We start from the raw sequence: 11,476 nt of genomic DNA, 5'->3' as shown, positions 1-11,476 counted from the left end.
AATCAGATTGCTTGTACGCGACGGGAACCCACTCACATCAACGCGCCGCCGTCGATGCGGATCTCGGTGCCGGTCATGTAGCGGCCGTCGTCGGAGGCGACCATCGCGACCACGCCCGCGATGTCCTCCGGCGTGCCGAGCGCCCCGCCGTTGAGCCACCCCGTCAGCCGCGCGAACAGGCTGTAGTCCACGCCCTCCGGTTGGTCCAGGATCGACTTGGTGGTGATCCCACTGGTGATGCCCGCGGGCACGATGTTCACCGCGCGCAACCCCTGCTTGGCGTATTCGAGCGCGATCGAATGCGTGAACGCGCTGACCCCACCCTTGGAGGCGGCGTACGCCGCGAGATAGGGAGCCGCGCTGTAGGCCGCGGTCGACGACAGATTGACCACCACCCCGTGCCCCGACTCCACCAACGCGGGCAGCGCGGCCTGCGTCATGAGGAAGGTCCCGGTCAGATTGACCGTGATGACCTGATTCCACGCGTCCAACGGCATCTCGTGCGTCCGCGCGGGCCGCAGGATCCCCGCCGCGTTCACCAGCACGTCCAGCCCCCCGAGAAATTCGAGCGCCGCCGCCGTCCCCGCGCGCACCGACTCCACATCGGCGATGTTCACCTCGACGGCCTCGAACCGCTCCCCCACCTCCCCCGCCTTCTCCGCGGTGACATCCAACCCCGCCCGATCGATGTCCACCCCCACCAGCTGCGCCCCCTCGTCGAGCAGCCGCAGAGCAATCCCCTGCCCGATCCCCGACCCAGCTCCGGTGACGACAACCCGACGACCCTCGTATCTACGCATGCCCAAAATTAGAACAGGTTCCTACAGGGAATCAACCCATTCGACCACCATATTTCCGGTAGCCCCCGCTGCAACCGGTTCCAGAACCACCCTCACCTGACCCAGCGCGCAACGCACACATATAGATAAGGCATCCACACCGACTGGGCACCAACCAACTAGCGCGCCTCGCGAACCAAAGCCCCACTAGGTACCTACCAAGTAGCGCCCACTCGGCACCTATGAAGCGGGGGGCTAGGGGGCAGAGCCCCCAGGCCGGGGCGTGGGGGCCGCGCCCCCACAAAACGCACGAAACGAGAAAAGGCTCATGCTCTCAGTGAGCATGAGCCTCTTATCGAGTGCAGTGGGCGAAGGGGGACTTGAACCCCCACGTCCCGAAGGACACTGGCACCTGAAGCCAGCGCGTCTGCCATTCCGCCACTCGCCCGAGCGACTCCGGAACACTATCACGGGGCCGGTCGAGAAACGAAATCGGCTGCTCAGTGGGGCTTGTGATGCGTAATGGGCATCAGGGGAACCTCCTGGGATTTCCAAGAGTTACAGGTGTGGAGGATCGTGGATATCATGCAATGAACGTGTTCGTCGGACGACACGCCATGCGCGTGTGTCGTTGTTATGAAGCTGGGAATGACATAGGAAGACGCTCACCGAAGGGAGGCCGAGATGGGCATCGTTTCGCGGTTCGAGCGTCGCCTGCAGGGCGCCGTCGGTGATGTGTTCGCCCGGGTCTTCGGGGGCAGCGTCGTGCCCCAGGAGGTGGAGGCGGCGCTGCAGCAAGAGGCCGCCGATCACGTCCAAGACGTGGGCGGTGGTCACCTGCTGGCTCCGAACAGCTATGTGATCACCATCAACTCTTCCGACCACCAGCAACTGGACGCCGATCACGACCTCACGACCCGCGCGTTCGCCAAGCATCTCCAGGACTACATCCGCGATCAAGGGTGGCAGACCTATGGCGAAGTACACGTAGCGTTCGAGGCATCACCTACGCTGCACACCGGACAGTTCAGGGCGAGCGGCCGCGTCGATCCGGACGTCGGCCGTCGAGCTGCACCCGCTCACAGCCCGGAACCCACGCCACAACGACCTGCAACCCCGCAACCAGGAGCTGGCCCCATGACGCAGAACTCTGGCTACGACCCGAGCCGTGAGCCCGCGGAGTCCGATCCACGCAATCGCGGGTACGCACCTCCGCCAAGCGGGCGGGCCGGTGGTCCCCAGAACGGTGCGTACCGCGACGAGTACGGGCGCGGCGCCGCGCCCTACGGCGCCTCCGAGTACCAGGCGCCGGATTCGCAGCAGGCGTACGGCGATTACCAGAACGGCTACGACTACCAGCAGGGCGGCCAGGGTTACGGCGGCCAGCAGGGCGGGTACGCCGATCAGGGTTACGGCGGCCAGCAGCAGGGCTACGGCGAGCGCGGCGGCTATGGCCAGCAAGGTTTCGGCGACCAGGGCTACGGCTCGCAGGGCTACCAGGAGCCCGGCTACGGCCAGCAGGGCGGCGGCTACGGCGAACAGGGTTACGGTCAGCAGGGCTACGGCCAGCAGCAGGGCTACGGTGACCAGGGCTACGCCGACCAGGGGTACGGCCAGCAGGGCTACGCCGGCCAGCAGGGTTACGGCCAGCAGGGCTACGCGGAGCCCGCCTACGGCGAACCGGGTTACACCGACCAGAGCTACGGTTCGGAGGAGCAGGCGGGCTACGGCCAGGCCTACTCGCAACAGTCCGGCTACAGCGGCCAGCAGGCGGGCTATGCCGCGCCGTCGTACAGCGGCGGCGCCGCCGCCGGTTCCGGCTATTCGGCCACGCTCCAGCTCGACGACGGCAGCGGCCGCACGTACCAGCTGCGCGAGGGCAGCAACATCATCGGCCGCGGTCAGGACGCGCACTTCCGGCTGCCCGACACCGGTGTCTCGCGCCGCCACATCGAGGTCCGCTGGGACGGCCAGACCGCTATGCTGTCCGACCTCGGGTCGACGAACGGCACGCTGGTCAACGGCTCCCCGGTGCAGGATTGGCAGCTCGCGGACGGTGATGTGATCCGCGCCGGGCATTCCGAGATCCTCATCCGTATCGTCTGATCCCGTAAGCTCGCGGTGCAGGTCACGACATGGCTCTCACGGTTTAGTCGGTCGTATCGTGATCGGAATCGACTGACAGCCCTATGATGCTGCCAACGCGCACGGCCCCGAAATCGGGGCCGGCAAGCCCGGCAGGCCGTGGGGGTGGGTCGAACCGCACCTACGGCACCGACATACCTATCGCCGAACAGGAGGTGGAACGCCGTGCAGGGACTGATCCTGCAGTTGACCCGTGCGGGGTTCCTGCTGCTGTTGTGGCTGTTCGTGTGGGCGGTACTTCGGACCTTGCGCAGCGACATCTACGCGGCATCCGGCATACGGATCCAGCCCAGGGCCGCACGCGGTTCCGCGGTGCTGCCTTCCTTCAGCCGAGGCCAGAAGGGCGCCAAATATCTTGTGGTGACTCAAGGTTCACTCGCCGGCACCCGCATCTCACTCGGCACCCAACCGGTGCTGATCGGGCGTGCGGACGATTCGACGCTGGTGCTCACCGATGATTACGCCTCCACCCGACACGCGCGTCTGTCCCCGCGTGGTGACGACTGGTACGTCGAAGACCTCGGCTCGACCAACGGCACCTACCTGGACCGCGCGAAAGTCACCACGGCCGTGCGGGTTCCGCTCGGCACTCCCGTCCGTGTCGGCAAAACAGTGATCGAGCTCCGATCGTGACACTCGTTCTCCGCTACGCAGCGCGCAGCGACCGCGGTCTGGTCCGAGGCAACAACGAAGATTCCGTCTACGCGGGCGCCCGCCTGCTCGCGCTGGCCGACGGCATGGGCGGGCACGCGGCGGGTGAGGTCGCGTCGCAGTTGATGATCGCCGCGCTGGCGCATCTCGACGACGACGAGCCCGGCGACGATCTGCTCGGCAAGCTCGACTCGGCGACGCGGTCGGGCAACGCCGCCATCGCCGATCAGGTCGAGGAGGAGCCCGAGCTCGACGGCATGGGCACCACGCTCACCGCGATCCTGTTCGCGGGCAAGAAGCTCGGGCTGGTGCACATCGGCGATTCGCGCGCCTACCTGTTGCGCGGCGGCGAGCTGGCGCAGATCACCCGCGACGACACCTTCGTCCAGTCGCTGGTGGACGAGGGCCGGATCACGCCCGAACAGGCGCACACCCACCCGCAACGTTCGCTGATCATGCGCGCCCTCACCGGCAACGAGATCGAGCCGACGCTGATCATGCGCGAGGCCCGCGCGGGCGACCGCTACCTGCTGTGCTCGGACGGTCTTTCGGACGTGGTGAGCGACGAGACCATCGCCAACACCATGCGCGAGGGCAGCACCGACGAGTGCGCCGACCGCCTGATCGAACTCGCCCTACGCAGCGGCGGTCCCGACAACGTGACCGTTGTCGTGGCCGACGTCATCGATCTGGACTACGGCCAGAGCCACCCGATCGTGGCGGGAGCGGCCTCCGGACAGGATGAGGACACCCCGCCGCCGAACACCGCCGCGGGTCGCGCCGCGGCCATGCGTCCGCCGCGCGCCGCACCGCCGCGCCGGGCCGCCGCGCCGGAACCGCCGCCGCCGGGCAAGTCGCACCGGCTGCGCTGGATCCTGCTCGCGGTCGCGCTGGTCGTCGCCGTCGCCGTCGGTCTGCTCGTCGGCTACAAGATGATCCGCAACAACTACTACGTGGGCGCGGACAACGGCCAGGTCGTGATCATGCGCGGGCTGCCGGGTTCGGTGCTCGGGTATTCGATCCACGACGTGGACACGGTCGGCTGCGTCGACCGCGACGGGGACCTGACCATCGTCAAGTCCGGATCGGATCTGCCCTCGGGCTGCCGCCAGCTGCGGGTCAGCGATCTCGAGCAGACCGGTCGGGACAAGGTCAACGCGGGCCTGCCGCCCGGTTCCCTCGGCAAGGCCGAGGAGCAGATGCGGCTGCTCGCCCAGCAGGAGTTGCTGCCGCCGTGCCCGGCGCGGGAAACGACCCCGCCGCCGCAGCCCGGCGTTCCGCAGCCCGGTGTCGTGCCGCCCGGCGAACCCGCGCCGGGTCCGGTCGCGCCGCCGAACCCCGCACCGACCACCGACCCGGGTGACACCAGGGGCACCGACGTCAACACGCCCACGAAGGTGGAGCAGGCGCCGACGACGACCCCGGCGCCGAACCCCCAGATCTCGGGGGAGAACTGCCGGGTGACGGACTGATGTCCGCACCGGCACCACCGTCCGCGGGGGCCTTCCCGAGTCCCCCGGGCGGGTTCGCTCCAGCACCGCCTCCGTCCACCAGACGCAACGCCGAACTGCTTCTGCTCGGGTTCGCCGCGCTGATCACCACCGTCTCGCTGTTCCTCGTGGAGGCCAGCCAGGAACAGTCGGTCACCTGGGACATCGCCAAGTACGGCCTCGCCTTCCTCGCCCTGTTCGGCATCGCGCACCTGGCCGTGCGCCGGTTCGCGCCGTTCGCCGATCCGCTGTTGCTGCCGATCGTCGCGCTGCTCAACGGTCTCGGTCTGGTGCTGATCCACCGCCTCGATCTCGGCGCGGCGCAGAACGCGAAATTCAATTCCGACCCGATCCCCTCCCCCGACGCCAACCAGCAGATCCTGTGGACGGCGCTCGGCATGGTGGTGTTCGTCACGCTGCTGATCGTGCTGCGCGATTACCGCACGCTGGCCCGCTACAGCTACACGCTCGGCCTGGTCGGGTTGGTCGCGCTGATGATTCCGGCGCTGCTGCCCAGCGCGTACTCGGAGACCAACGGTTCGAAGATCTGGATCCGGCTGCCCGGCTTCAGCGTGCAGCCTGGCGAGTTCGCCAAGATCCTGCTGATCATCTTCTTCGCCTCGGTGCTCGTCGCCAAGCGCGATCTGTTCACCACCGCCGGACGGCACATGCTCGGCATGGAGTTCCCGCGCGCCCGCGACCTCGGCCCGATCCTGGTGGTCTGGGTGGTGTGCATCGCGGTGCTCGTCTTCGAGAAGGACCTCGGCACCTCGCTGCTGATCTTCAGCACGGTGCTGGTGATGCTCTACATCGCGACCGAGCGGGTGGGCTGGCTGATCATCGGCGGCAGCCTGCTCGTCATCGGGTTCGTGTTCGCCTACCAGGCGTTCAGCCACGTGCGGGTGCGCACCAACACCTGGCTCGACCCGTTCGCCGACTACCACAACACCGGTTACCAGATCTCGCAGTCGCTGTTCGGCCTGGCCACGGGCGGGCTCGCGGGCACCGGCCTCGGCAGCGGACGGCCGAACCAGGTGCCGTTCGCCAACACCGACTTCATCGTCACCACCATCGGCGAGGAGCTCGGCCTGATCGGGCTCACCGCGGTGCTGATCCTCTTCCTCGTCTTCGTGGTGCGCGGTCTGCGCACCGCGCTCGCCGTGCGCGACAGCTTCGGCAAGCTGCTGGCGGCCGGGCTCTCGTTCACCATCGCCGTCCAGCTGTTCGTGGTGGTCGGCGGCGTCACCAAGCTGATCCCGCTGACCGGTCTGACCACACCGTTCATGTCGTACGGCGGTTCCTCGCTCTTGGCCAACTACGCGCTGCTCGCGCTGCTGATCAAGGTCTCCGACGCGGCCCGCGCACCGGCGCCGGCGCGCAAGAAGGACCCGGCGCCGATCGCGGACGCACCGACCGAGCTGCTGCGCCGCTCGGAATCGAGGCCGCAGGAATGAACACTCCCCTCCGGCGGGTCGCGGTCGCGGTGATGGTGATGGTCGTCGCGCTGCTGGCCAACGCCACCTATGTACAGGTCATCAAGGCCGACGACTATCGAAGCGATCCGCGCAACTCGCGGGTGCTGCTCGACGAGTACTCGCGCCAGCGCGGCCAGATCTCGGCGGGCGGCACCGTGCTGGCCAGCTCGATCGAGACCGACGACCGCTACAAATACCTGCGCACCTACCCGACCGACCCGCAGGCCTACGCGCCGGCGACCGGCTTCTACTCGATCCAGTACGGCAGCGCCGGACTCGAGCGCTCCGAGGACCAGGTGCTCAACGGATCGGACAGCCAGCTGTTCGGCCGCCGCCTCATCGACCTGGTCTCCGGCCGCGATCCGCGCGGCGGCAATGTGCTGACCACCCTCAACCCGGTGATGCAGCAGGTCGCCTACGAGCAGCTCACCGCCAAGGGCCACACCGGTTCGGTGGTGGCCATCGAGCCGAGCACCGGCAAGATCCTGACCATGGTGTCCACCCCGAGCTACGACCCGAACCTGCTGGCCGGGCACGACGGCGCCGCGACGACGCGGGCGTGGGAGTCGCTGAGCCGGGATCCGGACCAGCCGATGCTGAACCGGGCCGTCTCGCAGACCTATCCGCCCGGCTCGACGTTCAAGGTGGTGGTCACTGCGGCCGCACTCGCCAACGGCGTCGCGACGCCGGACGACCAGTTCACCGCCGCGCCCAACATCACCCTGCCAGGAACGAGCACCACCCTGGAGAACTACAACGGCTCGAACTGCGGGTCCGGCCCGACGGCCTCGTTGACCGAGGCGTTCCGGCTGTCCTGCAATACCGCGTTCGTCGAACTCGGCATCAAGGTGGGCGCCGCGAACCTGAAGGACGAGGCCGCCGCGTTCGGCATCGGCCCGCACCGCGGCATCCCGATCCCGGTGGCGGAGAGCACGGTCGGCACCATCTCCGACAACGCCGCGCTCGGCCAGAGCAGCATCGGCCAGCGCGACGTGGCGCTCACCCCCCTGGACAACGCGGTGATCGCCGCGACCATCGCCAACGGCGGCGTTCGGATGGAGCCGTACCTGGTAGATCAAACGCAGGGGCCGGATCTGAGCGTGCTGTCCAAGACGAAGCCGGTCTCGGTCGGACAGGCGGTGAGCGCCCAGGTAGCGTCTCAGCTGACCTCCTTGATGGTCGCCTCCGAGGAGAACACCGTCGGATCACGCCAGTCCCGATACACGATCGCGTCCAAGACCGGAACCGCCGAGCACGGCAGCAACCCGCGCAACACGCCGCCGCATGCCTGGTACATCGCCTTCGCGCCCGCGCAGAACCCCAAGATCGCCATCGCGGTGATCGTGGAGAACGGCGGAGATCGGGCGCTGGCCGCCACCGGCGGTTCGGTGGCCGCACCCATTGCCAGGGCCGTGCTGGACGCCGGTCTGCAGGGGGGCTGAACGATATGAACGAACGAGTTGAAGTTCGGGGGCCCCGATGCTGAACAACGGTGCGCTGATCGCCGATCGCTACCGCCTGCAACGTCTGATCGCCACCGGCGGCATGGGTCAGGTGTGGGAGGCGCTGGACACCCGCCTGGACCGCCGGGTCGCGGTGAAGGTGCTCAAGGCGGAGTTCTCCGCCGACCCGACCTTCCGGCACCGGTTCCGCACGGAGGCCAAGACCACCGCGCAGCTGAACCACTCCGGCATCGCGGGCATCTACGACTACGGCGAGACCTACGACCCGAGCGCGGGCGAGACCGCCTACCTGGTCATGGAGCTGGTGCAGGGCGAGCCGCTCAACACCGTGCTCAACCGCATGGGCAGGCTCTCGGTGCTCCAGGGCCTCGACATGCTCGAGCAGACCGGCCGCGCGCTCGATGTCGCCCATGCCGCCGGCGTGGTGCACCGGGACGTGAAGCCGGGCAACATCCTGGTGACGCCGACCGGTCAGGTGAAGATCACCGACTTCGGCATCGCCAAGGCGGTCGACGCCAGCCCGGTGACCAAGACCGGCATGGTGATGGGCACCGCGCAGTACATCGCGCCGGAGCAGGCCGTCGGCGAGGACGCGACCGCCGCGAGCGATGTGTACTCGCTCGGCGTGGTCGGTTACGAGGCGCTGGCCGGTCAGCGGCCGTTCACCGGCGACGGCGCGATCACCGTGGCGATGAAGCACGTGCGCGAGAATCCGCCGCCGATGCCGGAGGATCTGCCGCCCAACGTCCGCGAGCTCATCGAGATCACGATGGCCAAGGACCCGAACATGCGCTACGCCACCGGCGGCGAGTTCGCCGACGCGGTGGCCGCGGTGCGCGCGGGTCACCGTCCGCCGCCGCCGCTGAGCGCCGGCTCCGCCGCGGGTCCGCTCACCGCGGGCGCCACCCGGGTACTGCCGCCCGGCCCGACCGTCATCCTGCCCGCTGGTCAGGCCGACGGTGCGACCGTGCGGTACAGCGCGCCCGCGGCCGCTGCCATCGGCGGCGCGGCGGCGAGCGCGCCCGCGACCATGATGAACACGGGCGGATCGAACGCCGAGCCGCCCGGCAAGAGGCCCTGGACCACGATGCAGAAGGCGCTGGCCGGTCTCGGCGCGGGCGCGGTGCTGCTCGGCGGCGCGGCGATCTGGCTGCTGTTCGGCGGCGACACCAACCCGGACCCGGTGCGCGACCCGGTCCCCTCGTCGGTGGCCCCACCGCCCGCGCAGATCACCACGACGGTGCCGCAGACCACCACCAGGTTCGTGCCGCCCCCGCCGCCGGTCACGTCCGACGAGCCGTCACCGACCACCACCGAGCCGCCGACGACGACTCCGGAACCCACGACGACGGCGCCGCCGAGCACCACGGCGCCGACCACGACGAAGACGACCAAGACGACGAGTCCGACCACCACGCGCACCCTGTTCCCGACTTTCGACTTACCATTTCCGGAGAATCCCGGTGCTTCGGGCCCCGGTAACACTCGCAGCGCGCCCGCTACTCCTTCACAAGGACAACGATGACGACCCCGAAGAATCTCTCTTCCCGCTACGAGCTGGGCGAGATCATCGGCTTCGGCGGTATGTCGGAGGTCCACAAGGCGCGCGATCTGCGGTTGAGCCGGGATGTGGCGATCAAGGTGTTGCGCGCCGATCTGGCCCGCGATCCCACGTTCTACCTGCGCTTCAAGCGTGAGGCGCAGAACGCCGCCGCGCTGAACCATCCGGCCATCGTCGCGGTCTACGACACCGGCGAGGCCGAGGTCGACGGCGGTCCGCTGCCCTACATCGTCATGGAGTACGTGGACGGCGAGACGCTGCGCGACATCGTGCGCGGCAAGGGTCCGCTGCCGCCACGGCGGGCGATGGAGATCATCGCGGACGTCTGCGCCGCACTGGATTTCAGCCACAAGGCCGGGATCGTGCACCGCGACATGAAGCCCGCGAACATCATGATCAACCGGGCGGGCGCGGTGAAGGTGATGGACTTCGGCATCGCGCGCGCGCTGGCCGACAGCTCCAACCCGATGACCCAGACCGCGGCCGTCATCGGTACCGCGCAATACCTTTCGCCCGAGCAAGCCCGCGGCGAGACCGTGGACGCACGCTCGGACGTGTACTCGGTGGGCTGCGTGCTCTTCGAGATCCTCACGGGCGAACCGCCTTTCACCGGTGACTCACCGATCGCCGTCGCCTATCAGCACGTGCGTGAGGACCCTCGGCTTCCCTCGCACGTGTACTCGGGCGTGCCACGCGAGCTGGATTCCGTGGTGCTCAAGGCGATGAGCAAGAACCCGGCCAACCGGTACCAGACCGCCGCCGAGATGCGCGCGGACCTGATCCGGGTTCTCGGCGGCCAGAAGCCGAGCGCGCCGATGGTGATGACCGACGAGGATCGCACCACCGTCTTCGGCAACAACGAGCCCGCGCCGCGCAGCTTCCGCACCGTCGAACGCAACGACGACACCGCCGAGCAGGAGCCCGCCGAACCGGGCGGCTCGCGCCGCACCGCCTATCTCGGATTCGGCGCCGCCGCGGCGCTCGCCGTGGTGTTCGCGCTGTTCTGGGTGCTGATCGGTCCGGGAAGCAAGCCGGATCAGGTGACCGTGCCCGACCTGTCGAACAAGTCGCTCGCGCAGGCGCAGGACGCGCTGGAGAAGCTCGGCTTCACGGTGGCCATCCAGCAGAAGCAGGACAGCAAGGTGGCGGACGGCAACGTCATCGCGACCCAGCCGCTCGGCGGTTCCCGCATCGACGAGGGCAGCACGGTCACCCTGCAGGTCTCCACCGGGCCCGACCAAGTGCCGGTGCCGCGGTTGGACGGACTGACCTTGCAGCAGGCCGAGCAGGAACTCAATTCCCTCGGCTTGCGGATGGATCCGAACGTGGTGCGCAAGGCGTCCAGCGCCCAGGATCTGGACAAGGTGATCGGCACGGAGCCCGCGGCGGGCGCGCGAGTCGACGTGGACCAGGCGATCGTGGTCTGGCTCGGCAAGGGCCCGGAGAAGGTTCGGGTGCCGAGTCTGGTCGGGCAGGATATCAGCGTGGCCCAGCCGAACCTGGTGGACAGCGCCGGATTCAAGATCGTCATCGAGGAGGTGCAGTCCTCCAAGCCGAAGGGTGAGGTCATCGCGACCAGCCCGGCGGGCGGCACCAACGCCGACAAGGGCTCGACGGTGACGGTCCAGGTGTCCAGCGGCGACCAGATCGCCATGCCGTCCGTGGTCGGTCTGACGCCGTCGCAGGCGGTGGAGAAGCTGCGCCAGGCCGGCTGGACCGGAAGCACCAGCCAGATCGACCAGAACACCGTCGGCACCTTCGACGCCGGCAGCGTGGGGCGGATCGTCAGTCAGCAACCGTCGGCCGGTTCGTCGATTTCCAAGACCAGCACGATCACCATCACCACCGGGGTGCTGGGCCCGCCCTGATCCGGTGCCGCCCGATCGATCGTTATCCGAAAGAGGCGACCGGT

At 68.5% G+C, this 11,476-nt stretch carries 8 protein-coding genes and 1 tRNA gene; 7 read left to right on the top strand and 2 right to left on the bottom strand.

Translation table 11 applies throughout. The annotated features are described in order from the left end of the window. Positions 1–32: 32 nt before the first annotated feature. Both T333_RS03120 and T333_RS03115 read right to left on the bottom strand, forming a co-directional pair. Positions 33–800, bottom strand: a complete 768-nt coding sequence (locus T333_RS03120; RefSeq protein ID WP_354998259.1) for an SDR family NAD(P)-dependent oxidoreductase — start codon at positions 798–800, stop codon at positions 33–35. Between the two features lie 344 nt (positions 801–1,144). Beyond that, positions 1,145–1,227: transfer RNA gene (locus T333_RS03115), tRNA-Leu, on the bottom strand. A gap of 236 nt (positions 1,228–1,463) precedes the next feature. On the opposite strand from T333_RS03115, the gene T333_RS03110 reads away from it, so the two are divergent. The 7 genes from T333_RS03110 to pknB all read left to right on the top strand — a co-directional run bounded on the left by T333_RS03110 (position 1,464) and on the right by pknB (position 11,432). Continuing rightward, positions 1,464–2,885, top strand: a complete 1,422-nt coding sequence (locus T333_RS03110; RefSeq protein ID WP_354998260.1) for an FHA domain-containing protein — start codon at positions 1,464–1,466, stop codon at positions 2,883–2,885. A gap of 204 nt (positions 2,886–3,089) precedes the next feature. Then, on the top strand, positions 3,090–3,557 hold the full coding sequence (locus tag T333_RS03105; protein WP_067786390.1) for an FHA domain-containing protein FhaB/FipA: 468 nt from the start codon (positions 3,090–3,092) through the stop codon (positions 3,555–3,557). Next, on the top strand, positions 3,554–5,047 hold the full coding sequence (locus tag T333_RS03100; RefSeq protein ID WP_354998261.1) for a PP2C family protein-serine/threonine phosphatase: 1,494 nt from the start codon (positions 3,554–3,556) through the stop codon (positions 5,045–5,047). Before T333_RS03105 ends, T333_RS03100 begins: the two co-directional genes overlap by 4 nt. Continuing rightward, positions 5,047–6,519 carry an FtsW/RodA/SpoVE family cell cycle protein gene (locus T333_RS03095; RefSeq protein ID WP_354998262.1) on the top strand — a complete coding sequence of 491 codons (1,473 nt, stop codon included), beginning with the start codon at positions 5,047–5,049 and terminating at the stop codon, positions 6,517–6,519. The genes T333_RS03100 and T333_RS03095 overlap by 1 nt, the downstream gene beginning before the upstream one ends. Then, positions 6,516–7,982 carry a peptidoglycan D,D-transpeptidase FtsI family protein gene (locus T333_RS03090; protein WP_354998263.1) on the top strand — a complete coding sequence of 489 codons (1,467 nt, stop codon included), beginning with the start codon at positions 6,516–6,518 and terminating at the stop codon, positions 7,980–7,982. The genes T333_RS03095 and T333_RS03090 overlap by 4 nt, the downstream gene beginning before the upstream one ends. A 37-nt stretch (positions 7,983–8,019) precedes the next feature. Then, positions 8,020–9,528, top strand: coding sequence for a protein kinase domain-containing protein (locus T333_RS03085; protein ID WP_354998264.1), 1,509 nt, complete (start codon positions 8,020–8,022; stop codon positions 9,526–9,528). Beyond that, a complete protein-coding gene (gene pknB, locus T333_RS03080) occupies positions 9,525–11,432 on the top strand; it encodes a Stk1 family PASTA domain-containing Ser/Thr kinase (protein ID WP_496423616.1) in 1,908 nt (635 codons plus the stop codon). The genes T333_RS03085 and pknB overlap by 4 nt, the downstream gene beginning before the upstream one ends. The last annotated feature ends 44 nt before the right edge of the window (positions 11,433–11,476 follow it).

The organism is Nocardia sp. CNS-044, from assembly GCF_059570515.1.
This window is presented reverse-complemented; position numbering and strand designations above follow the sequence as displayed.

What these genes read in the sequence shown, in the direction of transcription:
- T333_RS03085 (WP_354998264.1), top strand. Translation starts at nt 8,020, where the DNA reads ATGCTGAACAACGGTGCGCTGATCGCCGATCGCTACCGCCTGCAACGT.
- pknB (WP_496423616.1), top strand. Translation starts at nt 9,525, where the DNA reads ATGACGACCCCGAAGAATCTCTCTTCCCGCTACGAGCTGGGCGAGATC.
- T333_RS03120 (WP_354998259.1), bottom strand. Translation starts at nt 800, where the DNA reads ATGCGTAGATACGAGGGTCGTCGGGTTGTCGTCACCGGAGCTGGGTCG.
- T333_RS03090 (WP_354998263.1), top strand. Translation starts at nt 6,516, where the DNA reads ATGAACACTCCCCTCCGGCGGGTCGCGGTCGCGGTGATGGTGATGGTC.
- T333_RS03110 (WP_354998260.1), top strand. Translation starts at nt 1,464, where the DNA reads ATGGGCATCGTTTCGCGGTTCGAGCGTCGCCTGCAGGGCGCCGTCGGT.
- T333_RS03095 (WP_354998262.1), top strand. Translation starts at nt 5,047, where the DNA reads ATGTCCGCACCGGCACCACCGTCCGCGGGGGCCTTCCCGAGTCCCCCG.